General features: G+C 64.9%; 30 protein-coding genes. 12 read left to right on the forward strand and 18 right to left on the reverse strand.

Translation table 11 applies throughout. The annotated features are described in order from the left end of the window. Positions 1 to 110 precede the first annotated feature (110 nt). Entirely contained in the window at positions 111 to 761 is a 651-nt protein-coding gene (locus HYH08_RS25215; RefSeq protein ID WP_220012536.1) for a carbonic anhydrase, read from the reverse strand. A gap of 112 nt (positions 762 to 873) precedes the next feature. Here HYH08_RS25215 and HYH08_RS25220 point away from each other — a divergent pair, with 112 nt between their 5' ends. Next, positions 874 to 1,755 carry an HpcH/HpaI aldolase/citrate lyase family protein gene (locus tag HYH08_RS25220; RefSeq protein ID WP_220012537.1) on the forward strand — a complete coding sequence of 294 codons (882 nt, stop codon included), beginning with the start codon at positions 874 to 876 and terminating at the stop codon, positions 1,753 to 1,755. Between the two features lie 8 nt (positions 1,756 to 1,763). On the opposite strand, the gene HYH08_RS25225 is transcribed toward HYH08_RS25220, so the two are convergent. The 5 genes from HYH08_RS25225 to HYH08_RS25245 all read right to left on the reverse strand — a co-directional run bounded on the left by HYH08_RS25225 (position 1,764) and on the right by HYH08_RS25245 (position 5,308). Continuing rightward, on the reverse strand, positions 1,764 to 2,396 hold the full coding sequence (locus tag HYH08_RS25225) for a LysE family translocator (RefSeq protein ID WP_220012538.1): 633 nt from the start codon (positions 2,394 to 2,396) through the stop codon (positions 1,764 to 1,766). A 132-nt stretch (positions 2,397 to 2,528) separates the two neighbouring features. Beyond that, on the reverse strand, positions 2,529 to 2,948 hold the full coding sequence (locus HYH08_RS25230) for a DUF6455 family protein (protein ID WP_220012539.1): 420 nt from the start codon (positions 2,946 to 2,948) through the stop codon (positions 2,529 to 2,531). Between the two features lie 231 nt (positions 2,949 to 3,179). Further along, positions 3,180 to 3,965 carry a glycosyltransferase family 32 protein gene (locus HYH08_RS25235; protein WP_220012540.1) on the reverse strand — a complete coding sequence of 262 codons (786 nt, stop codon included), beginning with the start codon at positions 3,963 to 3,965 and terminating at the stop codon, positions 3,180 to 3,182. Positions 3,966 to 4,045: 80 nt separating this feature from the next. After that, the gene (gene leuD / locus HYH08_RS25240; protein WP_027573022.1) at positions 4,046 to 4,651 is read right to left on the reverse strand and encodes a 3-isopropylmalate dehydratase small subunit; all 606 of its coding nucleotides are present in this window, start codon (positions 4,649 to 4,651) and stop codon (positions 4,046 to 4,048) included. Between the two features lie 87 nt (positions 4,652 to 4,738). After that, a complete protein-coding gene (locus tag HYH08_RS25245) occupies positions 4,739 to 5,308 on the reverse strand; it encodes a pyridoxamine 5'-phosphate oxidase family protein (RefSeq protein WP_220012541.1) in 570 nt (189 codons plus the stop codon). Positions 5,309 to 5,407: 99 nt separating this feature from the next. Here HYH08_RS25245 and HYH08_RS25250 point away from each other — a divergent pair, with 99 nt between their 5' ends. Further along, complete coding sequence (locus HYH08_RS25250; RefSeq protein WP_220012586.1) at positions 5,408 to 6,226, forward strand: helix-turn-helix transcriptional regulator; 819 nt, start codon at positions 5,408 to 5,410, stop codon at positions 6,224 to 6,226. Here the strand turns inward: HYH08_RS25250 and HYH08_RS25255 are convergent. Next, the gene (locus HYH08_RS25255) at positions 6,202 to 6,612 is read right to left on the reverse strand and encodes a metallopeptidase family protein (RefSeq protein ID WP_220012542.1); all 411 of its coding nucleotides are present in this window, start codon (positions 6,610 to 6,612) and stop codon (positions 6,202 to 6,204) included. The two genes, HYH08_RS25250 and HYH08_RS25255, sit on opposite strands and share 25 nt — an antisense overlap. A 172-nt stretch (positions 6,613 to 6,784) precedes the next feature. On the opposite strand from HYH08_RS25255, the gene HYH08_RS25260 reads away from it, so the two are divergent. From HYH08_RS25260 to HYH08_RS25270, 3 genes are all read left to right on the forward strand, one after another. After that, complete coding sequence (locus HYH08_RS25260; protein ID WP_220012543.1) at positions 6,785 to 7,066, forward strand: hypothetical protein; 282 nt, start codon at positions 6,785 to 6,787, stop codon at positions 7,064 to 7,066. 34 nt (positions 7,067 to 7,100) lie between these two features. Further along, positions 7,101 to 7,361 carry a hypothetical protein gene (locus HYH08_RS25265; protein ID WP_220012544.1) on the forward strand — a complete coding sequence of 87 codons (261 nt, stop codon included), beginning with the start codon at positions 7,101 to 7,103 and terminating at the stop codon, positions 7,359 to 7,361. Between the two features lie 143 nt (positions 7,362 to 7,504). Then, the gene (locus HYH08_RS25270) at positions 7,505 to 8,059 is read left to right on the forward strand and encodes a hypothetical protein (RefSeq protein WP_220012545.1); all 555 of its coding nucleotides are present in this window, start codon (positions 7,505 to 7,507) and stop codon (positions 8,057 to 8,059) included. A gap of 84 nt (positions 8,060 to 8,143) precedes the next feature. On the opposite strand, the gene leuC is transcribed toward HYH08_RS25270, so the two are convergent. From leuC to HYH08_RS25290, 4 genes are all read right to left on the reverse strand, one after another. Then, on the reverse strand, positions 8,144 to 9,550 hold the full coding sequence (gene leuC, locus HYH08_RS25275) for a 3-isopropylmalate dehydratase large subunit (protein ID WP_220012546.1): 1,407 nt from the start codon (positions 9,548 to 9,550) through the stop codon (positions 8,144 to 8,146). A gap of 328 nt (positions 9,551 to 9,878) precedes the next feature. Beyond that, a complete protein-coding gene (gene rplS, locus HYH08_RS25280) occupies positions 9,879 to 10,259 on the reverse strand; it encodes a 50S ribosomal protein L19 (RefSeq protein ID WP_220012547.1) in 381 nt (126 codons plus the stop codon). A 109-nt stretch (positions 10,260 to 10,368) separates the two neighbouring features. Then, positions 10,369 to 11,124 carry a tRNA (guanosine(37)-N1)-methyltransferase TrmD gene (gene trmD, locus HYH08_RS25285; RefSeq protein ID WP_220012548.1) on the reverse strand — a complete coding sequence of 252 codons (756 nt, stop codon included), beginning with the start codon at positions 11,122 to 11,124 and terminating at the stop codon, positions 10,369 to 10,371. A 47-nt stretch (positions 11,125 to 11,171) separates the two neighbouring features. Beyond that, positions 11,172 to 12,395, reverse strand: a complete 1,224-nt coding sequence (locus tag HYH08_RS25290; RefSeq protein ID WP_220012549.1) for an MFS transporter — start codon at positions 12,393 to 12,395, stop codon at positions 11,172 to 11,174. 129 nt (positions 12,396 to 12,524) lie between these two features. Here HYH08_RS25290 and gcvA point away from each other — a divergent pair, with 129 nt between their 5' ends. After that, positions 12,525 to 13,436 (forward strand): transcriptional regulator GcvA, encoded by a 912-nt coding sequence (gene gcvA / locus HYH08_RS25295; RefSeq protein ID WP_220012550.1) that lies wholly within the window; start codon positions 12,525 to 12,527, stop codon positions 13,434 to 13,436. Here gcvA and rimM read toward each other — a convergent pair. The 3 genes from rimM to ffh form a co-directional block, all read right to left on the reverse strand. Further along, positions 13,433 to 13,945, reverse strand: a complete 513-nt coding sequence (rimM, locus tag HYH08_RS25300; protein WP_220012551.1) for a ribosome maturation factor RimM — start codon at positions 13,943 to 13,945, stop codon at positions 13,433 to 13,435. The two genes, gcvA and rimM, sit on opposite strands and share 4 nt — an antisense overlap. A 9-nt stretch (positions 13,946 to 13,954) precedes the next feature. Then, on the reverse strand, positions 13,955 to 14,287 hold the full coding sequence (gene rpsP, locus HYH08_RS25305) for a 30S ribosomal protein S16 (protein WP_011083313.1): 333 nt from the start codon (positions 14,285 to 14,287) through the stop codon (positions 13,955 to 13,957). 85 nt (positions 14,288 to 14,372) lie between these two features. After that, complete coding sequence (ffh, locus tag HYH08_RS25310; RefSeq protein WP_220012552.1) at positions 14,373 to 15,920, reverse strand: signal recognition particle protein; 1,548 nt, start codon at positions 15,918 to 15,920, stop codon at positions 14,373 to 14,375. 459 nt (positions 15,921 to 16,379) lie between these two features. Between ffh and HYH08_RS25315 the strand changes: the two genes are divergently transcribed. Beyond that, positions 16,380 to 17,444, forward strand: coding sequence for an MBL fold metallo-hydrolase (locus tag HYH08_RS25315; protein WP_220012553.1), 1,065 nt, complete (start codon positions 16,380 to 16,382; stop codon positions 17,442 to 17,444). Between the two features lie 175 nt (positions 17,445 to 17,619). Continuing rightward, positions 17,620 to 18,030, forward strand: a complete 411-nt coding sequence (locus tag HYH08_RS25320; protein WP_349631463.1) for a hypothetical protein — start codon at positions 17,620 to 17,622, stop codon at positions 18,028 to 18,030. Positions 18,031 to 18,219: 189 nt separating this feature from the next. Here the strand turns inward: HYH08_RS25320 and HYH08_RS25325 are convergent, their stop codons facing one another. Both HYH08_RS25325 and HYH08_RS25330 read right to left on the reverse strand, forming a co-directional pair. After that, on the reverse strand, positions 18,220 to 18,921 hold the full coding sequence (locus tag HYH08_RS25325) for an SIMPL domain-containing protein (protein WP_220012554.1): 702 nt from the start codon (positions 18,919 to 18,921) through the stop codon (positions 18,220 to 18,222). Between the two features lie 5 nt (positions 18,922 to 18,926). Beyond that, complete coding sequence (locus tag HYH08_RS25330) at positions 18,927 to 19,718, reverse strand: GyrI-like domain-containing protein (RefSeq protein WP_220012588.1); 792 nt, start codon at positions 19,716 to 19,718, stop codon at positions 18,927 to 18,929. A gap of 202 nt (positions 19,719 to 19,920) precedes the next feature. Here HYH08_RS25330 and dapF point away from each other — a divergent pair, with 202 nt between their 5' ends. Further along, a complete protein-coding gene (gene dapF, locus HYH08_RS25335) occupies positions 19,921 to 20,796 on the forward strand; it encodes a diaminopimelate epimerase (RefSeq protein ID WP_220012555.1) in 876 nt (291 codons plus the stop codon). After that, complete coding sequence (mtaB, locus tag HYH08_RS25340) at positions 20,796 to 22,049, forward strand: tRNA (N(6)-L-threonylcarbamoyladenosine(37)-C(2))-methylthiotransferase MtaB (RefSeq protein WP_220012556.1); 1,254 nt, start codon at positions 20,796 to 20,798, stop codon at positions 22,047 to 22,049. Before dapF ends, mtaB begins: the two co-directional genes overlap by 1 nt. Positions 22,050 to 22,181: 132 nt before the next feature. Here mtaB and HYH08_RS25345 read toward each other — a convergent pair whose 3' ends face one another. Then, positions 22,182 to 23,291: a DUF2336 domain-containing protein gene (locus tag HYH08_RS25345; RefSeq protein WP_220012557.1), complete on the reverse strand. Its 1,110-nt coding sequence runs from the start codon at positions 23,289 to 23,291 to the stop codon at positions 22,182 to 22,184. 105 nt (positions 23,292 to 23,396) lie between these two features. Further along, a complete protein-coding gene (locus tag HYH08_RS25350; RefSeq protein WP_220012558.1) occupies positions 23,397 to 24,098 on the reverse strand; it encodes an RluA family pseudouridine synthase in 702 nt (233 codons plus the stop codon). Between the two features lie 57 nt (positions 24,099 to 24,155). On the opposite strand from HYH08_RS25350, the gene ftsY reads away from it, so the two are divergent. Together ftsY and HYH08_RS25360 are read left to right on the forward strand one after the other, a co-directional pair. After that, the gene (ftsY, locus tag HYH08_RS25355; RefSeq protein WP_220012559.1) at positions 24,156 to 25,103 is read left to right on the forward strand and encodes a signal recognition particle-docking protein FtsY; all 948 of its coding nucleotides are present in this window, start codon (positions 24,156 to 24,158) and stop codon (positions 25,101 to 25,103) included. 2 nt (positions 25,104 to 25,105) lie between these two features. Next, positions 25,106 to 25,708: a septation protein A gene (locus tag HYH08_RS25360; RefSeq protein WP_220012560.1), complete on the forward strand. Its 603-nt coding sequence runs from the start codon at positions 25,106 to 25,108 to the stop codon at positions 25,706 to 25,708. Positions 25,709 to 25,899: the final 191 nt, after the last annotated feature.

The following is a 25,899-nucleotide window of genomic DNA, read 5'->3' on the forward strand; positions in this document are numbered from 1 at the left end:
AGGTTCGATCGGCATACGAGGTCTCCTCTCCCCACGGGAGAGGTGATCAGAGTTCTCGGTTCGCACCGATGCAATCAAACTCATCCTGCTTGAGGCGGGATCGTTAGAAGCTAGACCGGCGGCGCGGCCGTGACGCTCTTGAATTCCTTGCTCGCCTTGTCGAGCACGAACAGCGACCCCTCCGCGACCCCGAAATAGGCGCCGTGGGTCTGCATCTGGCCGGCATCCACGGCCTTGCGCACGAACGGGAACGTCATCAGGTTTTCCAGGCTGCGGAACACCGCGGCCTTCTCGATGCGCTCGACGAACTGCGCCATGGTCTCGTGGTCGCGCTGCTCGACCACCTCGCCCGGCTTGATGAACATCTGCATCCATTTGCCGATGAAGTCGCCGGGCGTGAGCGGCTCGATCTTGTCGACGAAGGCGCGGATGCCGCCGCATTGCGCGTGGCCGAGCACGACGATGTGCTTCACCTTCAGCACCGTCACGGCATATTCCAGCGCGGCCGAGACGCCGTGCGCGTTGCCGTCGGGCTGATACACCGGAACCAGATTGGCGATGTTGCGGACCACGAACAATTCGCCTGGGCCGACGTCGAAGATCACCTCGGGCGAGACGCGGCTGTCGCAACAGCCGATCACCATCACTTCCGGTGACTGTCCCTTCACCGAGAGCTCGCGAAAGCGGGTCTGCTCGGTCGGCAGCCGCTGGGTGGCGAAGGCCTGGTAGCCTTCCAGCAAATGCTTCGGAAATGTGATCATGGGCTATGCCTAACCATAGAGCCGCGAAACGAACAAGCCTTTCGGACAGGCATGCCAGATGCTATCGGCTTCGGGAAGAGCCAGAGACGAGGAAACCGGAAGGACCATCAGCATGACCCGCCCGCGCCGCAGCCATCTGTTCATGCCCGGCTCCAACCCCCGCGCGCTGGAAAAGGCCAAGAATCTCGCCGCCGACGGCCTGATCCTCGATCTGGAGGATTCCGTCGCCCCCGACCTCAAGGGAGTGGCGCGTGACGGCATCGCCACCGCGATCGCGGAGAAAGGGTTCGGCAAGCGCGAGATCCTGATCCGCACCAACGGCCTCGATACGCCCTGGTGGGCCGATGACGTTGCAATGGCCGCAAAGGCCTCGCCGGACGGCATCCTGGTTCCAAAAGTTTCAAGCGTCGAAGATCTCCAGACCATCGGCCACCATCTCGCCGAACTCGGCGCCGCGCCGACCGTGAAAGTCTGGGCGATGATCGAGACCGCGCGGGCCGTGCTGCATGCCGAGGAACTGGCGACGGCCGGACGCGATCCGAAGACGCGGCTGTCGGGCTTCGTGTTCGGTCCCAACGACATCTCGCGCGAGACCCGCATCAGGATGCTGCCCGGCCGCGCCGCGATGCTGCCGATGATCACCCACTGCATCCTGGCGACGCGCGCCGCCGGCCTCGAGATCCTCGATGGTCCCTACAGCGACATCGCCAACCCCGATGGTTTCGCCACCGAATGCGCGCAGGGCCGCGACCTCGGCTTCGACGGCAAGACGCTGATCCATCCCTCGCAGATCGAGGCCTGCAACGCCATCTTCACACCGCCCGAGGAAGAAGTCGCGCGCGCCCGAAAAATCATCGCGGCGTTCGAGCTGCCGGAGAACGTCTCGCGCGGCGCGATCCGCCTCGATGGCGCGATGGTCGAGCGCCTGCACGCCGACATGGCGCGGCGGACGATCGCAATCGCGGATGCGATCGCGGCGATGGGGAAGGGCTGAGGCGGACCTCACCGTTTCCCGTCGAAGGCCAGCTTCAGCGCGAGGCTGCCGAATACGGTTGCCAGCAAATACTGAGGCCAGCGACCAAGCTTGCTATTCCCAAAGAACCTTGTGCCGACGCGGCTTGCGAGCACGATGACCACCCCGTTCACGATGAGCCCGATTGCGTTGAGCACCGTCGCCAGAATCATCACTTGCAGCGCGACTGATCCGGCTTCGGTTCGGACGAACTGGGGAAAAAGGGCGAGTACGAACAGGGCCATCTTCGGATTGAGCAAGTTCGTGAGGAGTCCTTGTCGAAATACGACCAGTGTGGAGCGGCGTCGGTTTTCGCCGGCCGGCAGAGCGAGCAGTTGATTCGAACGAAGTGCCTGCGACGCCAGGAACAACAAGTAAGCGGCGCCCGCATAGCGGACAGCGTCGTAGGCGAGCGGGACCAGCAGGAATAACTCGGAGAGGCCGAAGGCCGCGGCCAATGCGTGGCAATAGGTGCCGGCCTGTATCCCCGCGAGTGTTGCAAATCCCGCGGAGCGCCCCTGCGCGACGCTGCGACTTGCGATCAGCAGCATATCCGGCCCCGGCGTCGCGGTCAGAGCCAGGCACGCTAACGAAAACAATAGGAGCGCATGCAGATCGAGCATGTCAGGGTTCACCATCCGAATCGAGCGATGGTGAAGCTACAGGCAAGAGTGCAGGCTGTCTCGTGTCAGGCCTGCAGGAAGCCTGTCATGGTGCCACTATCAGTGCTCCAGCAGCGACTGTCCGCAGCCGCCTCAGCGCGGCGCGATATCCGCGCGTTCGAGCGATTCCAGCGTCGCGGCGTTAGCGCAATAGCCGTGAAAATTCTCCGCAGCGGTGCCGTCAGCGAGGTCGCGGTCGCACTCTCCCTTGTGACCGCAGAGCGAGCAGACCCGCTCCATGTCACGCAGCAGCAGCGGCTGCGCGCGTCCCAGCGCCTCGGCGCTGATGCCGAGCTGTTCGAGCATCTTCGGCAGCTCGTCGGCGGCATGCTTGCCGTGACGGATCAGCTCCTCGAGATCGTCTGGCGCGATCCTGAGATCGCTCGCGATCCGGTCGAAATCGGCGCGGTCAAGCTGCCGCATCTCGTTCATCTCGCGGCGATGCTTCACCCAGCCTGCGAAGGTCTCGATGAGATCCTGAACGCGGGGATACGGCCTGCTTGCGGTGCTCATGGCGAAGCTCCGTTGGAGTCTTGGAATTGGAGCCAGTCTAGGCACAATGATGCAGGCGCGCGTTGCGCTGGATCAAATTTGGAACGCCGCCAAGGAAACGATCTCGTGCCCCGGACGCTGCGCAGCACGCAGTGATGCGCTGCAGAGCCGGGGCCCAGGCCTCCGCATCACTGGGTCCCGGCTCTGCGGAGCAGCGTTACACGCTGCACCGCGTCCGGGACACGGAGGGAGTTACGCAAACCTCTCCGCCGCCCACGCATACAGGCTGCCCGGAATCGGCTTTTCGCCGCCGCGCCCTTTGGGTGAGATATGCAGGCCGATGATCTCGGGGTTGGTGACGAGGCCGAGATAGCTCGAAGGATCGAAGAACAGTTTTGGCTCGGCGTGCACGGCATAGAACGATTGCTTCGGCAATGCGTTGTGCAATTCGCCGGTGCGGCGGGCGAGTGCGGTGAGCGCCGCCGGCCCGTAGATCGCGACACGAATGTCCGAGAGACGGTTCGAGCCGCCGCGCAGGCGGCGCATCGCGAAGGTGATGCGATGGCGCAGCGACAGCCAGTTCGGCGTCAGCTCCTCCTGCTCCATCAGCTCTTCGAACGCGCGAACGATGCCGTGCTTGGGTGGCAGATAGATCACGGAATTGCCGAGCTGGCGGGACCGCTCCCAGGCGAAATAGGGTTTTGCCGGATCGATCTCGACGGGCTTCAAGAGCAGCACGTCGGCGTCGAGCCAAAGGCCGAGATTCTTCGCCATCAGCTTCATGCGGAAGAAATCGCTGAACTGCAGCGTGGTCCAGTCGCGCCAGCTGCCGTCCGGCTGCGGCGGCCGCAAGCGTTCGGAGAAGGCGTGCGGCAGGATCGCTTCGGCATCTGCGTTGCCGACGCCGGCGGGCAGGCCGGGAATGGTGTCGAAGCTGTAGACCGTGACCTTGTGGCCGGCTGCGAGCTGCGAGCGCAGACAGGTCTGGCGCAGTGCGTCCATCGGGCCGTGCCAGAAGGTGACGATGTCAGGCGGCATGCGCGCAAGCTTACGGGATAACGAAGGCAAAGAAAAAGCCCCGGCGCTCGCGGCACCGGGGCTCAAACGAAAATCTGCGATCAGGCCCAGGCGCGTTCGCGCTTGAGCTTGTCCTCGTAGCTGTCGATCGAAGCCTTCTTCTCCATCGTCAGACCGATGTCGTCGAGGCCGTTGATCAGGCAGTGCTTGCGGAACGGATCGATCTCGAACTTGACCTTGCCGCCGTCGGGACCGCGGATCTCCTGGTTCGGCAGGTCGATCGTCAGCGTCGCGTTGGCGCCGCGCTCGGCGTCGTCGAACAGCTTGTCGAGGTCTTCCTGCGACACGCGGATCGGCAGAATGCCGTTCTTGAAGCAGTTGTTGTAGAAGATGTCGCCGAACGAGGTCGAGATCACGCAGCGGATGCCGAAATCGAGCAGCGCCCAGGGCGCGTGCTCGCGGCTCGAGCCGCAGCCGAAATTATCGCCGGCGACCAGCACCTTCGCATTGCGATAGGCGGGCTGGTTGAGGACGAAGTCGGGATTCTCGCTGCCGTCGTCCTTGTAGCGCTGCTCGGAGAAGAGCCCCTTGCCAAGGCCGGTGCGCTTGATGGTCTTGAGGTACTGCTTCGGAATGATCATGTCGGTATCGACATTGATGATCTTCAGCGGCGCCGCGACGCCTTCCAGCGTGGTGAACTTGTCCATTGTGGGCTTCCCGGTTTGTCGTCAGGGGAGGGCTGTTTAGCCCGGTTGGGGTGTAAATCCTAGGCCGGATTCGGCAATCTTGGTCTGTCAGAGGGGCGGAGCCATGGCCTCAGGGACAAAGCCCGTCGGCAGGCCGTCGATGCTCTTGTTGTTCTTCAGGCCCCAGTATTTTCGCAGATTGTCGAGGCCCTGCTTCGTCCAGTAGCGCACGAGGCTGCTCCGCTCCTCCTTGTAGTCGAACAGCGGCACGCCCATGCCGCACGATGTCTGCACGAGCTCGACCGAGAGGCGCACGATCTGGCGTGCCCCGGTCATGTCCTCGAACCCAGCGGCGAGATCGGCGTATTCAGGCGTACCGCGCATCAGCGAGCGACCCTGGCCATAGAGCCGCAGGATCATCGGAGGGCCTTCGAAGGCGCAGAACATGATGGTCAGCCGCTTGTCGTCGCAGGCGATCAGATGCGCGCGGGTCTCGCTGCCGCTGCCGGTGCAGTCGAGATAGGCGACATCGTTGTCCCCGAGCACCCGGAACGAGGACAGGCCCTTGGGGGACACGTTGATGCGTCCCTTCGGCGGGGCGCTCGCGACGAAGAAGATTTTTTGCCGCTCGATGAAAGCCCTGTGCTCGGGCTCGATCCTCGCGAATTGCTTGCCCATGTCCGTGCGTCCTTTGCGCAGCGCCGCCGCTGCGACAACAAGCTAGTATATTTAGTATACCCGTTTAATAATGCTGTTTATGCTGGTATAAAAACCACCATGAAGGGAACAGACCCGATCGCCCCGGCCCTGTCACTGAGCGCCTTCCTGCGTGCGCTCCGCGAGCGGCAGTCGCCGGCGGAATTCGGCCTCGCGGCGGGCCCAAGGCGGCGCACGCCCGGCCTGCGCCGCGAGGAGGTCGCCCAGCTCTGCGGATTGAGCGTCACCTGGTACACGTGGATCGAGCAGGGGCGCGATGTGTCCGTCTCTGCCTCGGCGCTTGCGCGCCTCGCCAGCGGATTGCGCCTGTCGCGGGCCGAGCGCAGCTATTTGTTCGAAGTCGCCGGCAAGCGCGATCCTGAACGTCCCGGCGTCAGGGATGATCCGCCCGACGAGATCCTGGCCTGCGTCGATGCGATCGATGGTCCCGCCTACATCCTCGATCGCACATGGCGCGCGCGCCGCTGGAATGCGAAAGCGTCGCTGCTGTTTGCGGGATGGCTCGATGCAGACGGTGAAAAAAATCTGCTGCGCTACATCTTCCTCAGGCCTGAAGCCAAAACCCTGATCCTGGACTGGGCCACCCGCGCACGGCGCGTCGTCGCGGAGTTCCGCGCCGCGGTGACAGCCTACTCCGACGATCCCGGGATTCGCCGGCTGGTCGAGGAGCTGAGACTGGGAAGCCCCGAGTTCGAACGCTGCTGGGACACGCAGGGGGTCTTGGCGCGCGAGGGCGGCGCGCGTGCGTTCAATCATCCGGCCATGGGGCTGCTGCATTATCAGCAGGTGTCGCTGTCGCTCGCGGGATGGTCGGATTATCGGCTGACGATGTTGCTTCCTGCGCCGCGCCCTGATCAGTCCGCGCCGGATTCTGCCTGAGCCTCGATCGCCGCCATATCGTCGTCCGAGAGGCCGAAATGGTGGCCGATCTCGTGGATCAGGACGTGGCGGACGATGCGGCCGAGGCTCTCGTCGTGCTCGGCCCAGTAGTCCAGGATCGGGCGGCGGTAGAGCCAAACCATATTGGGCAGCCGCGCCACGTCGCCGAGGCTTTGCTGGGGCAGCCCCACGCCCTGGAACAGGCCGAGCAGGTCGAACTCGCTCTCGCATTCCATCTCGTCCAGAACCTCCTCGGTCGGGAAGTCGTCGACGCGCAGGATCACGCCCTCGCAGAGGCCGCGAAATTCCGCCGGCAGGCGCTCGAAGATGTCATGAGCCGCCGCTTCCATCTCGGCCAGCGAGGGTGCTTTCAGGTCCGTCCACATGCCGTCCCTCTTAGCGTGGCTTCCCTGCCGATGCATCCGGCTTTATAGGATCGGCCCAAGAAGGAGCGTTGACGTCGCGCGCGAAAACGAGGAGCGTACGGCGCCTCAAGGGGTTGGCTCATTTGGTGGTGGTACGATGCGGGCGGGAACAGCGACACTGGTTCTACTGTGCATGGGGTTGTTTTCGCAGTTTTGCGTTGGCGCGAACGCCCAAGCCCTGACAGCTGACCCCGAGATCCGCATGGCCCAGGCGGTCTCGCCTGAGGACGCTCCGCCGCCGCGCAAGCGGTCCCGCCTGCGCGTCACGCCCTATTACAGCCCTGATGGCGTCTATCCCCGCTACAATCCCGGACCCGATGCGGTCCGCGAGTGCAACGCCACCTATGTGCAGGAATACCGGCCCAGCGGCACGGTGATCGTGCCGCATATGAGCTGCTATTGGCGGCGGGGCTGAGCCTGCTGCCCGCATGTCGAGAGCGGAGGTCGTCATGATGCGATGGTTTGCACTCGCCGTCGTCTTTGGGCTCGCAGCGGCTTCGCCTTACGCTACCGCGGCACAGAGGATGACGACACCGGATGCCTCGGCAGGGCGCGCTGTCTTCGATGGACGGCGGCACGCGCGATACGTCGAGATCAGGCAGCCGGTTGCGCGACATGATCCGCCTTATTACGCGCGGCCGGTTTACTACCGTCCCTATCCTTACGGCGTGCCCGCGCCGTTCGTGTTCGGCTACGGGCCGTTCTGGTGACGCCGCGCGCTGCGATCGTTCATTCACGAGGCGTTCACGTCGCTCGCTTTAATTTAATCTCGGGAGCGACTGTCAACGAACAGCGATGACGCGGGCCGGGAACGAGCGTCGCAACTCCGCTGTCGAGATTCAGGGAGAATGCCATGCTGAGGATGTTGGGTCTCGGGACAAGCCCGATGCGCCTGCTTGGGCTTGCGGCCGTTGCCACGCTGATGCTGTCGGCCGGCACCGCGCAACGCGCCGAGGCGATGACGCCGATCAATCCGACTGCGCTGCCGGCGGCGAAGGCTGCAAATGACGACATGATCCAGGTGCGCGGCGGACATTTCGGCGGCGGACACGGTGGCGGCTTCCATGGCGGCGGTTTCCACGGCGGAGGTGGCTTCCACGGTGGTGGCGGACATTTCGGCGGCTTCCGCGGCGGTGGCTTTCATGGCGGCGGCTTCCGCGCCGCGCCGGCCTTTCACGGCGGCGGCTACCGCTACGGCGGCTTCCGCCACTATGGCGGCGGTTATCATCACTACGGGATCTATCGCCCGCACTACGGCTATCGCCATTTCCACCGGCGCTATTATTACGGCGGCTACTATCCCTATTACCACTACCCGCGCCGCTGCCGGGTCATCTGGACCTATTACGGCCCGCGCCGCATCTGCCGCTGGCATCGCTGGCACCATCCGTACCGCTACTATTGGTGATGTGAGACGCAACGGTTGACGCAAAAAGGGCGCCCAGCGGCGCCCTTTTCATGACATGCGTTTTGCACGTGCGCGTGCGGCGGCTTACCGCCAGTCGCGGACATCGACGAAATGACCCGCGATCGCGGCGGCTGCCGCCATCGCCGGCGAGACCAGATGCGTGCGGCCCTTGAAACCCTGGCGTCCCTCGAAATTGCGGTTCGAGGTCGAGGCACAGCGCTCTTCCGGCTTCAGCTTGTCCGGGTTCATCGCAAGGCACATCGAGCAACCGGGCTCGCGCCATTCAAAGCCGGCCTTGATGAAGATCTTGTCCAGACCCTCAGCCTCGGCCTGCTCCTTGACGATGCCGGAGCCCGGCACGACCATGGCGTTGACGTTCGCCGACACGGTCTTGCCTTCAGCGATCTTCGCTGCCGCGCGCAGATCTTCGATGCGGCCGTTGGTGCAGGAGCCGATGAAGACGCGGTCGAGCTTGATGTCGGTGATCTTCGTGCCGGCGGTCAGGCCCATATATTTGAGCGCGCGGTGCTTGGAGATGCGCTTGGCCTCGTCGGCGATCTTGTCGGGATCGGGCACGATGCCGGTGACCGAGATGACGTCCTCGGGGCTGGTGCCCCAGGTCACGATCGGCGGCAGTTTTGCCGCGTCGAGACGCAGCTCATGGTCGAAATGCGCGCCTTCGTCGGAGCGCAGTTTCTCCCAATAGCGCATAGCGGCGTCCCAGGCCGCGCCCTTCGGCGACTTCGGACGATCGCGCAGGAAGTCGTAGGCCTTCTGGTCGGGCGCAACGAGGCCGGCGCGCGCGCCGCCTTCGATCGACATGTTGCAGACGGTCATGCGGCCTTCCATGCTGAGCGCGCGGATTGCATCGCCGGCATATTCCAGCACGTAGCCGGTACCACCCGCAGTGCCGATCTCGCCGATGATGGCCAGAATAATATCCTTGCCGGTCACGCCGTCGGGCAATTTGCCGTCGACGGTGACGCGCATGTTCTTCGCCTTCTTCTGGATCAGCGTCTGCGTCGCCAACACATGCTCGACCTCCGATGTGCCGATGCCGTGCGCGAGCGCGCCGAACGCGCCATGCGTCGAGGTGTGGCTGTCACCGCAGACGATGGTGGTGCCGGGCAGCGTAAAACCCTGCTCGGGGCCGATGACGTGGACGATGCCTTGGCGCTTGTCGAACTCGTTGTAATATTCGATGCCGAATTCCTTGGCGTTCTCCGCCAGCGCCTTGATCTGCTCGATGCTTTCGGGGTCGGGATTCGGCTTGGTGCGGTCGGTGGTCGGCACGTTGTGGTCGACGACGGCCAGCGTCTTCTCGGGCGCGTGCACCTTGCGCCCCGTGGCGCGCAGGCCTTCGAACGCCTGCGGCGAGGTCACCTCGTGCACCAGATGACGGTCGATATAGAGCAGGCAGGTGCCGTCCTCGGCTTCGTGCACCAGATGGTCGTTCCAGATCTTGTCATACAGAGTGGTGGGCTTGGACATGAGCTTCAGCTCCGGGAATGTTGGTAACGGATGAGCGCGGTCACGCGCGGGGCAACAGAGTGATCTTCAGCGCAGCCTTTAAGCTGCGGGACTAAGCTCTGACGTTGCCGAGGTCGCGAAGCGTCCGAAGAACCGGCCAGGCAGCCGCGAGCGATCGTCGATGACGATGCGCTTGGCGGGGACGAGGCTGGTCGGATCTGGAAACATTCCAAGGATATATAGCAGGCCGAATTGGAATCGCGAGTGCTTTGACGCGCACGGCTGACGCAACAAAAAAGCGCGGAGCCGAGCCCCGCGCTTTTCGAAAAACTGGCCTGGTTGCCCGAGATTACTCGTTGGCGGCGGCCTGGCGGTCCTGCTTCTCGACGATGCGCGCGGACTTGCCGCGAAGGTTGCGGAGGTAATAGAGCTTGGCGCGACGCACCTTGCCGCGGCGCACCACCTTGATCGAGTCGATCATCGGCGACATCACCGGAAACACGCGCTCGACGCCTTCGCCGTAGGAGATCTTGCGGACGGTGAAGCTCTCGTTGAGGCCACCGCCGGAACGGCCGATGCAGACGCCTTCATAGGCCTGCACGCGGGTGCGGTCGCCTTCGACGACCTTCACGTTGACGATCACGGTGTCGCCGGGACCGAATTCCGGAATGTCCTTGCCGGTGGACAGCTTGTCGAATTGCTCTTGCTCGAGCTGCTTGATCAGGTTCATGGGTAAATCTCCATCGGCGCGCCCAGCCTTCGAAACGGGGGCTGCGTGAAATTCGGTTATCCAGCCATTGCGGATGTGGCCGCTCCTATAAGGCAAGCCGGAGCGTTTGTCACCCGTCTGTCTTGTTTTTTGGCGTTTTTTGGCGTCCGGCCCGATTCGGGGCTTTCGGCGGGATTTGGGCCCATAAATCGGGCCGCCGGGCCTCTGTGAGAGCCTCGGACTGCGCCCGCCGCCACGCCGCGACCTTGGCGTGGTCGCCCGAGGTCAGGACCTCCGGGATCGGGGTTCCCTCGAACAGCTGCGGGCGGGTGTATTGGGGGTATTCGAGCAGGCCATCCGAAAAGCTCTCTTCGGTTCCAGAGGCTTCTTTGCCCATCACCCCCGGCAGCAGCCGGACACAGGCGTCAATCAGCGCCAGGGCCGCGATTTCGCCGCCTGAGAGCACGTAATCCCCGATCGAGACCTCCTCCAGGCCCCGCCCATCGATCACCCGCTGGTCGATGCCCTCGAATCGTCCGCAGACGATCAGGGGGCCCGGACCTTTTGCGAGCTCGGCGACGCGCGCCTGGGTCAATGGCCGACCCCTCGGGCTCATCAGCAGTTTTGGCCGGTCCGGGGCGATCCCGGCGGCATCGATGGCCGCTGCCAGAACATCGGCCCGCAGCACCATGCCCGGGCCGCCGCCGGCCGGGGTGTCGTCGACGCTGCGGTGGCGGTCGGTCGCGGAGGCCCGGATGTCGCGCGCTTCGATCTCCCACAGCCCGGAGGCCAGCGCCCGGCCGGCCAGGCTCACGCCGAGCGGCCCCGGAAACATCTCCGGAAACAGTGTCAGCACCGTCGCGCGCCAGGGTGGGGAAGTCGTCATGGCCGCTGGTTAGGGCATTGCGGCCGGGAGGTCGAGACCTTGCTCCGTCAGGCTTGCTGGTCGTCGGCGAGATGCGAGGCCAGCATGAATGCGAGCGGACAGATGACCAGCGCCGTGGCGGCCGTTGCGACTGTCGCCAGCGTCGGACCAAGGGCATCACCGAACAGGCCGTACAGCACCGGCGCGATCGCGCCCGATCCGATCGTGCCGGTGTAGAACAGCGCGAAGGCGCGCTCGGTGCGATCGGGCGAGGTGAGCTCGGGGACGGTCCCGTAGAGCACCGAGGACGTGCCGTTGAGCATCACGCCGAGCAGCGGCAGCACGATGATGGCTGGAGCCAGCGGCAGCACCAGCACGGCCGCGATCAGCAACGCCGTTCCACCTTCCGTGAGCAGCACGGTGCGGATCGTGCCAACGCGTTCGCCAAGCCAGCCGCAGGTGAATTTCCCGGCAGCACCGCCGATGAACAGCATCGCAAGCGCAACGCCGCTGGTCGGCAGCGAGGCGCCCTTGTCACGCAGCAGGAAGGGCAGGAAGGTGAGAAAACCCATCCGCACCGCGCTGTCGAGAATTCCGATCGCGAGCAGCCAGGGGAAGCCGCCGCGGCCCGCCTGCGTGCCTTGCGTCGTGACCGCGGACTTCCGCGCAAAGCCTTTGCCGACGGCCGGCATCAGCAATGCAAGACCCATTGCAACGAGCAGGCCTGCGGCAGCAACCAGAAGCAACGCGTGGCGCCAGGACATGACCACCAGCAGCATCGCCATCAGCGCGGGGAGTGCGGCCTTGCCGAGATCGCCGCTGAAATTGTAGAGGCCGAGCGGTCCACGCGCCGCCTTGCCATAGGCGCGCGACACCGCGGCAGAGGCCAGCGGATGCTGTGTGCTCGATCCCGCGCCCGAGATCAGGAGCGCAAGCCCTAGACCCACCACACCGCCGGACAATCCGGCCAGGACATAGCCGAGCGCGGCGAGCATCGTGCCGAGTGCGAGCAGGATCTTGCCGTCGATCCGTTCAGCGAGGCGGCCGACCGGGATCTGCAATCCCGCCATAGCGCCGGAGTAGAGCCCGCGCATCACGGCGAGCAGCCCGTAGCTGAGTGCGAATTCGGTCTGCCAGACCGGCAGCAGCACGTAGATGAGGTCGGTATAGCCATCGTGCAGGGCGTGGTTGACGCCGGTCGCCGTCAGCGTGCGGCGCGGCTTGCTCAGCGTGTCCCCGTCGGGGGCAGTTGTCCGCGATTGCGATAGAAAATTTGAGCGAGGAATTGCCAAGGCGCGAACCTAAACTGGTCGAAAGAATGAAGCCGTGTCAGCGCTTCAAGCTCACTATGGAGCCTTCAAGAAACTGTCACAAACCAGTAATAATCGGATAATGCGCTAGAAATTCTATTGTATGGCTCCATGTTCGTTCCCCGCCGCAGCCTGCCGCCGCTGAATGCGGTCCGCGCCTTCGAAGCCGCCGCCCGTCTCGGCAGCTTCAAGGAAGCCGCCGTCGAGCTCGGCGTGACGCATGGCGCGGTCAGCCAGCAGATCCGGCTGCTCGAGAGCTGGCTCGGGCCGCCCGCGCTGTTTCGGCGATCGGTGCGACGCGTCGTGCTGACGCCGGCGGGCGCAGCATTGCTCCAGGAGTTCGCGCCCGCGCTCGATCGCGTCTCGACCGCTGTGCAGCAGCATCGCAAGCGCCGCGGCGAGGCGCCGGCGGCGGTGCTGCGCGTCAATGCGCTCGCGACCTTCAGCCTGCGCTGGCTGTTGCCGCGCATGACGAAGTTTCGCACGGAGCACCCCGATATCGAGGTGCGGCTGTCGACGTCGAACGATCCGGTCGACGCGCTGCCCGAGTTGTTCGACGTGGTGATCCGGGGCGGGCCTGACACCTTCCACGGCTTTGCGTCGCGCTTGCTGCTGTCGGAGCAGCGGCTGCCGGTGTGCAGTCCCGCTTTGCTCGCAAAACTGCCGCTGACGGAGGTCGCGGATCTCAGCCGGCATACGTTGCTGCACGTCACCTCGATGCCGCGGCTGTGGCGCGACTGGCTGACCGACGCGGGCGAGTCCGCGCTGGAGGGCGCCGCGTCGCTGACCTTCGATCATTTCTATCTGACGCTTCAGGCGGCGCTGGACGGCCTCGGCGTCGCGATGGGGCCGACGGCGCTGATCGCCGACGATCTCGCCGCCGGGCGCCTGGTGACCCCGTTCCCGGATATCCGCCTGCCGGCCCGCAGCTATTTTGCGTATTTCCCGGAGGGGCGCGACGACGATCCGCATCGCGCGGTGTTCTGCGACTGGCTCGAGCAGCAGGGACGGCAGACGAGCTAGCGCTCCTCGCCCTCGATCTCCTGCGGCAGCGCGATCACGACGCGCCCGCCCTTGAGATCGACCTCCGGCACCACTGCGTTGGAGAACGGCAACAGCATCGTCGCACCCCTGAGCGGCGCGATCTCGATGATGTCGCCGGCGCCGAAATTATGGATCGCGAGCACGCGGCCGAGCGCGTCGCCTTCGGTGGTGACGGCGTCGAGCCCGATCAGGTCGGTGTGGTAATATTCGTCCTCGTCCGTCGCAGGCAGCTTGTCGCGTGCGACGTAGAGTTCGGTGCCGTTGAGGCGCTCGGCCTCATCGCGGGTCGTGACGTTCTTGAACGTCGCGACCAGATGATCCTTGGCCTCGCGCGCCGTCGCCACTTCGAACTGGCGCTTGCCATCCTTGGACAGCAGCGGGCCATAGTGCCTGATGGCAAAGGGATCTTCGGTGAAGGTCCATAATTTGACCGCACCGCGCACACCATGCGCGGCGCCGATCCGCGCGACGCAGACCAGCGCCGACATGACCTGGCCTTAGCCCTTGGCGGCGGCTTCGGCCTGCGCCTTGCGCTCCTTGCGCGGCACGGCCTTCTGCGGGTTGTTGCGGGCTTCACGCTTCTTGACGCCGGCGGCGTCGAGGAAACGCGACACGCGGTCGGACGGCTGCGCGCCCTTGGCGACCCAGGCCTTCACCTTCTCCATGTCGAGCTTGAGGCGGGCTTCGTTGTCCTTCGGCAGCAGCGGGTTGAAATAGCCGAGACGCTCGATGAAGCGGCCATCGCGGGGGAAGCGCGAATCGGCGACGACGACGTGATAGACGGGACGCTTCTTGGTGCCTGCGCGGGCGAGGCGGATAACGACGGACATCTAGTTCTCCTTCAAAGTACGTTTTGTTCGGTTGATTGGTATTTTCGCGCCGCGCGGGACATTGACGGCCCTCGCGACGAATTCCTCATTTCTTCTTGCCGGGGAAGCCGCCGAGCCCCGGAAGGGTTGGCTTGCCGCTGAGGCCCGTAAGCCCCGGCAAATTCGGCAGGCCCGTGCGAAGACCGGGCGGCAGATCCTTCGGCAGGCTCGGCAGACCTTGCCCGCCGCCGGCCTGCATCTTCTCCTGCATCGCCTTCATCTCTTCGGGCGAGGGCATCTTCATGCCGCCGCCAAAGCCCATCGCCTGCGCGATGCCGGCGAGCGGGCCGCGCTTGCCCGAGCCCATGGCCTTCATGACGTCGGCCATGTTCCGGTGCATCTTCAGCAGCTTGTTGACGTGCTCGACGCTCTGGCCGCTGCCGGCCGCGATACGCTTCTTGCGGCTGGCCTTGAGCAGGTCCGGATGACGGCGCTCGTCGCGCGTCATGGAATCGATGATCGCGACCTGGCGCTTCAAGATCTTGTCGTCGATGCCGGCCGCCGCGATCTGGTTCTTCATCTTGGAGATGCCGGGCATCATGCCCATCAGCCCGCTGATGCCGCCCATGTTCGCCATCTGCAGCAACTGCTCGCGCATGTCGTTGAGGTCGAACTGACCCTTGCGCATGCGCTCGGCGGTGCGTGCGGCCTTCTCGGCGTCGATATTGGCGGCAGCGCGCTCGACCAGCGAGACCACGTCGCCCATGCCGAGGATGCGGCCGGCGATACGGTCGGGATGGAAGTCTTCCAGCGCGTCAGTCTTTTCACCGGTACCGATCAGCTTGATCGGCTTGCCGGTGACGGCACGCATCGACAGTGCGGCGCCGCCACGGCCGTCGCCATCGACGCGTGTCAACACGATGCCGGTGAGGCCGACGCGCTGGTCGAACGAGCGCGCGAGGTTCACGGCGTCCTGGCCGGTGAGAGAGTCCGCGACCAGCAGCACTTCGTGCGGGTTCGCAGCAGCTTTGATCGCCGCTGCTTCCGCCATCATCTCTTCGTCGAGCGTGGTGCGGCCGGCGGTGTCGAGCAGCACGATGTCGTAGCCGCCGAGCTTGCCGGCTTCCAGCGCACGCTTCGCGATCTGCGGCGGCTGCTGGCCGGCGACGATCGGCAGGGTCGGAATGTCGAGGTCGCGGCCGAGCACGGCCAGCTGTTCCATGGCGGCCGGACGGTAGACGTCGAGCGAGGCCATCAGCACCTTGCGCTTGTCGCGCTGGACCAGGCGGCGGGCGAGCTTGGCGGTGGTGGTGGTCTTGCCGGAGCCTTGCAGACCGACCATCATGATCGGCACCGGCGGCACGGAATTGACGTCGATGGTCTGGCTTTCCGCGCCGAGCGTATTGACCAGCTCGTCATGGACGATCTTGACCACCATCTGTCCGGGCGTGACCGACTTGACGACGGTCGCACCGATCGCCTGCTCGCGGACGCGCTCGGTGAAGCTGCGCACGACTTCGAGCGCAACGTCGGCCTCGAGCAGCGCGCGGCGCACTTCGCGCATCGCGGCGTCGACGTCCTTTTCGGTCAGCGCACCGCGCCCCGTCAGACGATCGAGAATGCCTCCAAGCCGTTCCGACAGATTGTCGAACAATGCAATTGTCCTGTTGCTGCCCTCCCGAGGGGAGGAACGCTCCGTTACTCTCCGCTGTCATGCCCCGGCTTGACCGGGGTATCCAGTACGCCGCAGCTCCTCGGTTCCAGCCGAGCCGCCTCTGGGATACTGGATCGCCCGATCAAGTCGGGCGATGACCGCTTCCTTGGCAAACGATCTTCCAAACACCTTTGCGCCCGAGGGCGCACAGCGCTGTCGGGCGTTGACCTCCGGCCTCAAGGACCGGTCGGCGGGTCGAAAAGAAAGCCTTTCCGAGAAAGTGGCGGGGTTAAACGCCGCTCCCGCCCAAAAGTCAAGGAAAGTTAGGGTGTCGCGGCGGCTTTGCCAAGGCAAGCCCTTGGAATCACGGCGTTTCCCGCGCCGGGTTCCTTTTCCCACGGCGCCGCCCATATAGGGCGGTGATGTCTTACCGTCCCGATCATCCCTAAAAGCCCGCCCGTGCCGATCACCCGCCGCCGCCTTTTCGGACTGCTCGCCGGGGCCGGCGCATTGGTCGGCGCGCCCTCCCTCTGGATGTCCTTCATGAAAACGTATGACGGCCCGGTCTCCGACCATTTCGACGGCCTGACCTTCTTCGACCCGGACGGCTCGCCGCCGAAATCATTGCGTGAGGTGCTGCGCTGGCAGTTCAGCGGCAAGCGGCAGCGCGCGGCTTGGCCGGAGTGGGTCCCGAGCCCCCACGCCGACACCCCGCCGGAGCGCGTCGAGGGCGACAAGGTGCGGCTTTCCTTTGTCGGGCACGCGAGCTGGCTGATCCAGGCCGGCGGCCTCAACATTCTCGTCGATCCCGTCTGGTCCGAACGGGTTTCGCCGGTCAGCTTCGCTGGGCCGAAGCGGCACAATGATCCCGGCATCGCGTTCGAGAAGCTGCCGAAGATCGACGTCGTGCTGGTGTCGCACGGCCATTACGACCATCTCGATCTCGCGACGCTGTCGCGGCTCGCCAAGAATTTTGGCCCGCGCGTTATCACCCCGCTCGGCAATGACGTGACGATGCGCGGCAGCGACGCGTCGATCAAGGCGGAGGCGTTCGATTGGCACGATCGCGTCGAGCTTGGTAACGGCATCGCCGCGACGCTGGTGCCGACACGGCACTGGACCGCGCGCGGCATGTTCGATCGCAACAAGGCGCTATGGGCGAGCTTTGTGCTGGAGACGCCGGCGGGCAAGATCTACGTGGTCTGCGATTCCGGCTATGGCGACGGCACCCACTTCCGCCGCGTTGCCGAGAAGCACGGCAAGCTGCGTCTCGCGATCCTTCCCATCGGCGCCTACGAGCCGCGCTGGTTCATGCGCGACCAGCACATGAATCCGGAAGACGCGGTGAAGGCGCTGGCCGATTGCGGCGCGGAAGCCGCGCTCGGGCATCATCACGGCACGTTCCAGCTGACGGATGAAGCGATCGACGCGCCGGCCAAGGCGCTGGTGGAGGCGCTCGATGCCGCGAAGATTCCGCAGGAGCGGTTCGTGGCGATGAAGCCGGGACAGGTGGTGGAGATTTAGGTCATGTCTCCATCAACCCGGTGGCGTGATGCGACGAAAGCGATCTCCGCCTTGCTCCTGTCGCGACAAGTTCGTGCGGCTCTGCGCCTTTGAACCAGAAAGCCCGTGAGGCAACAAAACACCATGGATTTGCTGGGTCCGAAGACCTTGATTGATCGATGGATGGAGCCGGCCTGTGGGATTTTTGCTGAGAATTGTGCTTGCAACCGCTCTCGTGAATCTTGCTCCGGCCGTCGCCCAGGCGAAGGACCCCGTCGCTTCTCCTGCCGTGCAGAAGGAATTCGATGGCTTCATCGAGAAGTTTCGCGCAGCGCTGAAGGCAAACGATCCGACCGCCGTCGCCGCTATGACGCAATTGCCGTTCATGAACGACAAGGCCATTAGCGACGCCGCACAATTTGGCGCCAAGACCTATCGGACCTCGTTCACGGCGAAGAATCGCGCTTGTATCCAGCGCAGCAAGGCCCGCTACGAGCGCGAGGAAGGCAAGACTGACACTTACTACATCTTCTGCTACGAGGACATCTTCGTCTTTACCAAGACGCCGGCGGGGTTCCTTTTCACTGACATCAGCGTGAATGATTGATCCGGCAGGTGGTGGAGATTTAGCTCTCTCCAACCCACACCGCTCGTGCCCCGGACGCAGCGCAGCGTCTCTTCGACGGTGCGCTGCAGAGCCGGGGCCCATGTCGCGGCGCTGCACTTTGCAGTCTTCTGGGTCCCGGCTCTGCGCAGCGTCACTGCGTGCCGCAGCGCGTCCGGGACACGAGATCTGTTATTCTTTCGCCTTGATCGCCCAGCTCACATTCACCGTCACCGACAGCGTCTCCTCACCCGGCGCAACGGCAGCAGGTGCGGCCATTGGTGCGGCGGCCATGCGTCCCTTGAACAGCGGTACCGGCGCGCCGCCTTCGGTGACGCTCAGCGGCGCGCCCAGCGTCACGCCGGTGGCCTTGGCATAGATTTCCGCCTTGCGCCGCGCATCCGCCACCGCCTGCACGCGCGCATCGTCGAGCAGCTTTGAGGCCTGCGTCACCTCGAACGAGATGTTGCCGATGTCGTTGGCGCCCGCACCGACGAGGGTGTCGATGATGCCAGCCACCTTGGTCACATCGCGAATTTTCACGGTGACACGATTAGAGGCGCGGAAGCCGACCAGGGGCGTGGCGCCGGTGGATTTGTTCTGGCCGTATTGTGGCTGAAGCGACAGGCGCGATGTCTGGTAATCCTTCTCGGCGATCCCGGCGCCCTTCAGCGCCGCCAGCACCTTGTTCATCGCGGAATTGTTGGCGTCGGAGGCTTCTTTTGCGGTTTTGGCGTCGCTGGCGGCGCCGGCATCGATCTGCGCGAGATCGGGCGCCGCGGTGATCGTGGCCTCGCCGCTCACCGAGATGGCGGACGGAAAATCATCGGCAAGCGCAGGCATTGCCAGCAGCGTGGCGGCAAATACGGCAGCGAATACGGCAGGCTTTTTCATCAGTCTCACTTCAACGGCACAAAAACATTGATTACGAGCTTGTCCTCCGCCGTCTTCAGGGGATCGGTGAGGTACTCCTCGATGAAGGTGTCCTTGGCTTCCAGGCGTTTGTCGTCGAGGTGATTGGTGATCGCCTCATAGGTGTTGTCCATGTTGTCGTAGGAGCCGCGATGGACGAATTTCAGCGCCTTGCCCTCCGGCGATCTGCCGATGCTCATGTCCTTGGGCAGCTTCTGCGGATCCTGGTCGATCGGGATCTCGGCGAGGAAGGTGAAGCCGGTGTCGTCGGTCGAGGTGTAGACGATCATCGCATTGCCGGCGTGCTTGATGCCCTGCTTGTCCAGCAGCGTGTTCAGCGCCTTGAAGGCGTCGACCAGCGTGTCGAAGGCGGAATCCCAATTGGCTGTGCCCTTGATCATCAGGACCTTCTTCGGCTCGAGCGTGGTTTCGAGGCCAAAGGGGTCCGCGGTCTGCACCGGGGCAGGGGTGGCGGCGACTGCTGGAGCGCTTGGGCTGGGGGAGGCACTGGCGGCGGGCGAGGGCGACGCCGCGGGAGCGGGCGAGGCGCTTACTGCCGGCGAAGGGGTTGCCACGGGAGCGGGCAAGGCACTTGCGGCCGGGGCGGGCGAAGCGGACGGCGCTAGCGAAGGGCTCGCCGAGGCGGCCGGCGCGGGACTTGGGCTTTGGCTTGGGCTTTGACTCTGGCTTGGGCTTTGCGCCAGGGCGCCGGACAGTCCGAGCGACAAGGCCGCTGCCGGGATCAGCGCGGCCAGAACCAGACGACGGAAAGTGCTCATTTTATTCTCCCCAGACCTTGCCCACCAAGGCCTTAACCCGGCCGCGCATCCCAGCTCGCGCGAACCGCGCCGTTCTAACACGCGAGCGCCGAATTCGTCCCATGACAGATGCGTCATGGCACACTTCATGGGCTCGACCGCCAAATCACTGGCCAAGCCGCCAAGGATCGCCATATAAGGCAGGCGAAATTCAGGAATTTTCATGAGCGCGCTGGCCAACCACGCATTTGCCAAGATGAACGGCATCGGCAACGAGATCGTCGTTGTCGACATGCGCGATTCCGCCGGAAAGATCACGCCGGACGATGCCCGCGCGGTGGCGTCCGCGAAAGGCGGCGTACCTTACGACCAGCTCATGGTGCTGCAGAAGCCGCGGCTCGACGGCACCGAAGCCTTCATCAAGATCTACAACAATGACGGCTCCGAAGCCGGTGCCTGCGGCAACGGCATGCGCTGCGTGGTCCGCCGCATCTTCGAGAAGAGTGGCCAGACCGCGGCGACCTTCGAGACTGCCGCGGGCCTGCTCAATGCCTGGCAGGGTCCGGCGGCCGATCTCTACACCGTTGACATGGGGGCGCCGAAGTTCGGCTGGCAGGACATTCCGCTGGCGGAAGAGTTTCGCGACACCCGCTACATCGAATTGCAGATCGGGCCGATCGACAATCCCATCCTGCATTCGCCCTCCGCGGTGAGCATGGGCAATCCGCATGCGATCTTCTGGGTCGACGACGTCAACGCCTACGATCTCGAGCGCTTCGGCCCGCTGCTGGAAAATCACCCGATCTTCCCCGATCGCGCCAACATCACGCTCGCGCAGATCGTCGATCGCGAGCACATTATCATGCGCACCTGGGAGCGCGGCGCTGGCTTGACGCGAGCCTGCGGCTCGGCGGCCTGTGCCACTGCTGTCGCGGCGGCGCGGCTGAAGCGCACCGAGCGCAAGGTCGAGATGACCTTGCCGGGCGGCAAGCTCGGCATCGAGTGGCGCGAGCGCGACGACCACGTGTTGATGACGGGCACCGCGACCTTCGAATATGAAGGCCATTTCGATCCGGCGCTGTTCGCGCCGGTCGGCTGATGTCCGTCGATATCGTCACCTTCGGCTGCCGCCTCAACGCGTTCGAGGCCGAGGTGATCCGCCGTGAGGCGGAAGGCGCGGGGCTGTCCGACACCATCGTCATCAACAGCTGCGCTGTCACCAACGAGGCGGTGGCGCAGGTGCGCCAGTCGATCCGCAAATTGAAGCGCGAGCGGCCCGGCGCGCGCATCGTCGTCACCGGCTGTGCGGCGCAGACGCAAAGCGCGATGTTCGCCGACATGGAAGAGGTCGATCGCGTCGTCGGCAATGACGACAAGATGCGCAGCGACGCGTGGCGCGAGGCGCGAAATGCGTTCGATCTTGGCGCCGGCGAAAAAATCGCCGTCAGCGACATCATGGCGGTCAGGGAGATGGCGCCGCATCTCATCGACGGCTTTGCCAGCGGCCTACCCCGCGCGTTCGTGCAGGTCCAGAACGGCTGCGACCATCGCTGCACCTTCTGCATCATCCCCTATGGCCGCGGCAATTCGCGCTCGGTGCCGATGGGCGCGGTGGTCGATCAGGTGCGCGCGCTGGCCGAACGCGGCCATGCCGAGATCGTGCTGACCGGCGTCGATCTCACCAGCTACGGCACTGATTTGCCGGGCGCGCCGAAGCTCGGCCTGCTGACCAAGCAGATCCTGCGGCACGTGCCGGAGCTGAAGCGGCTGCGCATCTCCTCGATCGATTCGATCGAGGCGGACAGCGATCTGCTCGATGCCATCGCGGACGATTCGCGCCTGATGCCGCATCTGCATCTGTCGCTGCAGTCCGGCGACGACATGATTTTGAAGCGGATGAAGCGCCGGCATTCGCGCAGCGATGCGATTCGCTTCTGCGACCAGGCTCGCCGCCTGCGGCCGGATATCGTCTTCGGCGCGGATATCATCGCAGGCTTTCCGACCGAGACGGAAGAGATGTTCTCGCGCTCGCTCGATCTGGTCGAAGAGTGCGGCCTGACCTTCCTCCACGTCTTTCCCTATTCCCCGCGCCCCGGCACGCCCGCCGCGCGGATGCCGCAGGTTGCGGGCGGCGTGATCAAGGAACGCGCGAAGCGGCTGCGGGCAGCGGGCGAAGCAGCGTTGCGGCGGCGGCTACAAGCCGAGATCGGCGCGAGGCGCGATGTGCTGATCGAGAGGGGTAGTCTCGGCCGCACGGAGCATTATCTGCCGGTCGCGATTGTGGGCGAGTGCGTTGGAAGCGTCGTGCCGCGCCGGATCATCGGCAGCGATGGGGAGCGGCTCACCACATAACAGGTGTCGTCGCCCGGCTTGACCCGGGGGACCCAGTACGCCGCGGCTTCTCCGTATCCCACAACCGTCTCTGGAATACTGGATCCCCCGCCTTCGCGGAGTGACACCGTTAGCTTGATGAACAGCGCGGCCCTACGACGCCCTCACCTGCCAGAATCGCAGCGTCCGCCGCGCGTTCTCCGGCGTCATCCGCGCGTAATGCTCCTGCGCCCGCGCGAGATCCGTCGGTTTCATCGCGCCGGTGGCAAAGCGGCTTTCGAGCACGGCGGCTGTCGTCTCCCAGCTGAGGCCCGCCGCCTTGCACGGCACCAGCAGTCCGTCCTCGCGCAGGCTCTGCATCAGCGGGCGAATCACCTCCACAGTCGAAGCGGACAATGCCGCCAGCGCCGCGACGGCTTCCTCGTAGCGCCGCTGCTTCGCAAAGCCGAACAGCGTCGCCTCCGTGAGCTGGCCGCTCGCCTTGAGATTGGCAATCGCCCGCTTGGCGCCTTCGAAGTCGCGCACGCCCGACATTTCGCGCTCGACGCCGACGGTGACGGCGGCGATCGCGCTCTGGATTTCCTCGAACAGATGCGGCGGGGCGCGCGACAGCAGGCGGGTGCGAACTGTATCGGTCGCCGAGCGCAGCAACTGGCGGCGCAAATCCGACGGCAGGTCGACGCGAACGCCGACGCTGACGGCGAGCTCGGGATCGCTTTCGGCCTGGCTGACGATGATGGCAAATCCGTTGCCGGAGACGCGCGCGCCGGGATTGGCGGCGATGCGCCGGCTGACACTGGGATAGCGCCGCGCCAGGAGCGCGTCGGTGACGATCTCCTTCAGCCACCAGCGTCCGGCGACCGCGAGCAGATGCGGCTCGCTTTTGCTCGATGCGATCTTCACCAGTTCGCCGTCGTCGAGCCGCGCGGATTCCTGCAGCACCGGCCCGGCGATGCGGATCTCGTCATTGTTGGCGAGGCGGCGGATCACGGAGGGCGGCGCCTGCGCGACCGGCGCCAGTTGCGCGCTGATCTCGGCGAGCGCAATGCGCGCTGCCACATCGGCGATGGCGCGCAGCTCGATGGTGCCGATCAGGCGCTCGAGCACGTCGTCGAACAGTGCGATCTGCTCCTCGTTGAAGCTTCCGGCGGAGGACAGGAACAGGTCGGTGACGCGTCGGGCGGTCTCCATGCCCTTCTCTGCCGAGCCGGTCCGGATCGCGGATTCGACCTCGTCGATGATCGATAGCTCGGCCGTGGACATGACGCGTTGCTCGTCCTGAGCGGATTGACGGAAGCTTGTTCTAAGCAACCGCTATCATTAGAGACGAGCCCTGAAGGTTTCGTAAACCATGCTTCGGAGAAGCCGCTATTCCCCGTTCCAGCCGCAGGCACGGAGCTTGTCGCGCATGTGCGGCGGGGCCGGCGCGACGACGCGGACCGGCTCCTTGTTGCGGGAGATCGGCACCACGATCTCGCGGGAATGCAGATGCAGCTTCGGCTCGCCGAAGCGCGGGCCGTTGCCGTAAATGTTATCGCCGAAGATCGGCCATCCCGTCGCCGACGAATGCACCCGCAATTGATGGGTCCGCCCCGTCACCGGCTCCATGGCGAGCCAGGTGAAACCCTCGCCCCGGCCCATCACCTTCCAGTTGGTGACGGCCTTCTGCCCTTCCGGGTCGGGCTTCTGCCACCAGCCGCGTTCGGCATTGAGCCGGCCGAGCGGCATGTCGATCGTGCCTTCATCTTCGGCAGGGCCGCCCTCGACCACGGTCCAGTAGGTCTTGCCGATCTTGCCGTGCTTGAACAGCAGGCCGAGCGAGGCGGTGGCCTTGCGATGGCGGCCGAGCACGAGGCAGCCGGAGGTGTCCTTGTCCAGCCGGTGGGCCAGCACCGGCGGCCGCGGCAGGCCGAAGCGGAGCGCCTCGAAAGAATCCTCCAGATTGGGCCCGCCCTTGGGGCCGCGATGCACGGGAAGGCCGGCCGGCTTGTCGATGACCAGCATCAGCCCGTCGCGATGGAGCACGCGGCCCAGGATCTCGTCGGCGGTCAATTGGGGAACATCGAGCAATTGCAAGACTTTCGGTCAAGGCTTTCGTTTGCGAGCCGGAACGGCTAACACGCCACCATGAACGATACCACCTCCGAGACCCCAAAGCTGAGCTGGTGGCGCCGCCTGTCGAACGGGCTGAAGCGCACCTCGTCCTCGCTCGGGACCGCGGTCGCCGACCTCGTCACCAAGCGCAAGCTCGACCGCGCCATGCTCGACGACATCGAGGACGTGCTGCTGCGCGCCGATCTCGGCACGCAGGTCGCGGTGCGGATCGCGGACGCCGTCGGCGCCGGGCGCTACGACAAGGCGATCTCGGCCGACGAAGTCAAGGACGTGGTCGCGACCGAGGTCGAGAAAGTGCTGGCGCCGGTCGCAAAGCCCCTCGTGATCGATGCGGCGAAAAAGCCGTTCGTGATCCTCGTGGTCGGCGTCAACGGTTCCGGCAAGACCACGACCATCGGAAAGCTCTCGCAGAAATTCACCTCCGAAGGCCGCAAGGTGATGCTCGCCGCCGGCGACACGTTCCGCGCCGCCGCGATCGAGCAGCTGAAGGTTTGGGGCGAGCGGACGAAGACGCCTGTGATCGCGGGCGCACAGGGCTCGGATTCGGCGAGCCTCGCCTTCAACGCGCTGACGGCCGCGAAGGAGCAGGGCGTCGACGTGCTGCTGATCGACACCGCCGGCCGGCTGCAGAACAAGGCCGAGCTGATGAACGAGCTCGAAAAGGTCGTGCGCGTGATCCGCAAGGTCGATGACACTGCGCCGCATGCCGTGCTGCTTGTGCTCGATGCGACGGTGGGCCAGAACGCATTGTCGCAGGTCGAGGCCTTCCATCGCACCGCCGGGGTCACCGGCCTTGTGATGACCAAGCTCGACGGCACCGCCCGCGGCGGCATCCTGGTGGCGCTCGCGGAGAAATTCAAACTGCCGGTGCATTTCATCGGCGTCGGCGAAGGCGTCGACGATCTCGCGCCGTTCACCGCGCGCGATTTCGCCCGCGCCATCGCCGGAATCGAAGGCTAGAGATGGACAAGACCCAGCCGCATCCGCTGTTCAAGCTCGCGACCGAGCTCGGTCCGCTGCTCGTGTTTTTCTTCGTCAATGCGAAGTTCAACCTGTTTGCCGCGACCGGCGCCTTCATGGTTGCGATCGTGGCGGCGATGGCCGCTTCCTATGTGGTGACGCGGCACATCCCGATCATGGCGATCGTGACGGGCGTGATCGTGCTGGTGTTCGGCACGCTGACCTTGGTGCTGCACGACGAAACCTTCATCAAGGTCAAGCCGACGATCATCTACGGCCTGTTCGCCGCGATCCTCGGCGGCGGCCTGCTGTTCGGCCGCTCCTTCATCGCCGTGATGTTCGACCAGATGTTCAATCTGACCCCGCAGGGCTGGCGCATCCTCACCCTGCGTTGGGCGTTGTTCTTCGCCGGCATGGCGGTGCTGAACGAGATCGTCTGGCGCACCCAGAGCACGGATTTCTGGGTGAATTTTAAGGTATTCGGCGTCACGCCGATCACGATGATCTTTGCGATCGCCCAGATGCCGCTGACCAAGCGCTACGGCGTCGAACCGGTGTCGCTGGAGGCGAGCGAGGCGGAAGCGGGGGATGTGAGGAAAGGCTGAGAACTCTCTCCGCTCGTCATTGCGAGCCGAGACGTAGCCACACACTCAACTGTCATCGCCCGACTTGATCGGGCGATCCAGTATTCCAGAGACAGTAGAGAGATGCGGAGAGGCCGCGGCGTACTGGATGCCCCGGTCAAGCCGGGGCATGACAGCGGTGTGTGAGGCGCGCCTCTTCACTCCCGAGAGCG

It is taken from the genome of Bradyrhizobium sp. BR 10289 (assembly GCF_019455385.1).
GTDB lineage: Bacteria > Pseudomonadota > Alphaproteobacteria > Rhizobiales > Xanthobacteraceae > Bradyrhizobium.

Coding starts and splice junctions, on each gene's coding strand:
- leuC (WP_220012546.1), bottom strand. CDS start 9,550: ATGTCCAAGCCCACCACTCTGTATGACAAGATCTGGAACGACCATCTG.
- HYH08_RS25360 (WP_220012560.1), top strand. CDS start 25,106: ATGGACAAGACCCAGCCGCATCCGCTGTTCAAGCTCGCGACCGAGCTC.
- HYH08_RS25230 (WP_220012539.1), bottom strand. CDS start 2,948: ATGAGCACCGCAAGCAGGCCGTATCCCCGCGTTCAGGATCTCATCGAG.
- rplS (WP_220012547.1), bottom strand. CDS start 10,259: ATGAACCTGATCAAGCAGCTCGAGCAAGAGCAATTCGACAAGCTGTCC.
- HYH08_RS25225 (WP_220012538.1), bottom strand. CDS start 2,396: ATGCTCGATCTGCATGCGCTCCTATTGTTTTCGTTAGCGTGCCTGGCT.
- rimM (WP_220012551.1), bottom strand. CDS start 13,945: ATGTCGGCGCTGGTCTGCGTCGCGCGGATCGGCGCCGCGCATGGTGTG.
- HYH08_RS25260 (WP_220012543.1), top strand. CDS start 6,785: ATGGGGTTGTTTTCGCAGTTTTGCGTTGGCGCGAACGCCCAAGCCCTG.
- HYH08_RS25270 (WP_220012545.1), top strand. CDS start 7,505: ATGCTGAGGATGTTGGGTCTCGGGACAAGCCCGATGCGCCTGCTTGGG.
- mtaB (WP_220012556.1), top strand. CDS start 20,796: ATGTCCGTCGATATCGTCACCTTCGGCTGCCGCCTCAACGCGTTCGAG.
- HYH08_RS25330 (WP_220012588.1), bottom strand. CDS start 19,718: ATGAGCACTTTCCGTCGTCTGGTTCTGGCCGCGCTGATCCCGGCAGCG.
- trmD (WP_220012548.1), bottom strand. CDS start 11,124: ATGACGACTTCCCCACCCTGGCGCGCGACGGTGCTGACACTGTTTCCG.
- gcvA (WP_220012550.1), top strand. CDS start 12,525: ATGTTCGTTCCCCGCCGCAGCCTGCCGCCGCTGAATGCGGTCCGCGCC.
- HYH08_RS25265 (WP_220012544.1), top strand. CDS start 7,101: ATGATGCGATGGTTTGCACTCGCCGTCGTCTTTGGGCTCGCAGCGGCT.
- HYH08_RS25245 (WP_220012541.1), bottom strand. CDS start 5,308: ATGGGCAAGCAATTCGCGAGGATCGAGCCCGAGCACAGGGCTTTCATC.
- HYH08_RS25220 (WP_220012537.1), top strand. CDS start 874: ATGACCCGCCCGCGCCGCAGCCATCTGTTCATGCCCGGCTCCAACCCC.
- HYH08_RS25235 (WP_220012540.1), bottom strand. CDS start 3,965: ATGCCGCCTGACATCGTCACCTTCTGGCACGGCCCGATGGACGCACTG.
- dapF (WP_220012555.1), top strand. CDS start 19,921: ATGAGCGCGCTGGCCAACCACGCATTTGCCAAGATGAACGGCATCGGC.
- HYH08_RS25345 (WP_220012557.1), bottom strand. CDS start 23,291: ATGTCCACGGCCGAGCTATCGATCATCGACGAGGTCGAATCCGCGATC.
- HYH08_RS25325 (WP_220012554.1), bottom strand. CDS start 18,921: ATGAAAAAGCCTGCCGTATTCGCTGCCGTATTTGCCGCCACGCTGCTG.
- ftsY (WP_220012559.1), top strand. CDS start 24,156: ATGAACGATACCACCTCCGAGACCCCAAAGCTGAGCTGGTGGCGCCGC.
- rpsP (WP_011083313.1), bottom strand. CDS start 14,287: ATGTCCGTCGTTATCCGCCTCGCCCGCGCAGGCACCAAGAAGCGTCCC.
- HYH08_RS25255 (WP_220012542.1), bottom strand. CDS start 6,612: ATGTGGACGGACCTGAAAGCACCCTCGCTGGCCGAGATGGAAGCGGCG.
- HYH08_RS25215 (WP_220012536.1), bottom strand. CDS start 761: ATGATCACATTTCCGAAGCATTTGCTGGAAGGCTACCAGGCCTTCGCC.
- HYH08_RS25250 (WP_220012586.1), top strand. CDS start 5,408: ATGAAGGGAACAGACCCGATCGCCCCGGCCCTGTCACTGAGCGCCTTC.
- leuD (WP_027573022.1), bottom strand. CDS start 4,651: ATGGACAAGTTCACCACGCTGGAAGGCGTCGCGGCGCCGCTGAAGATC.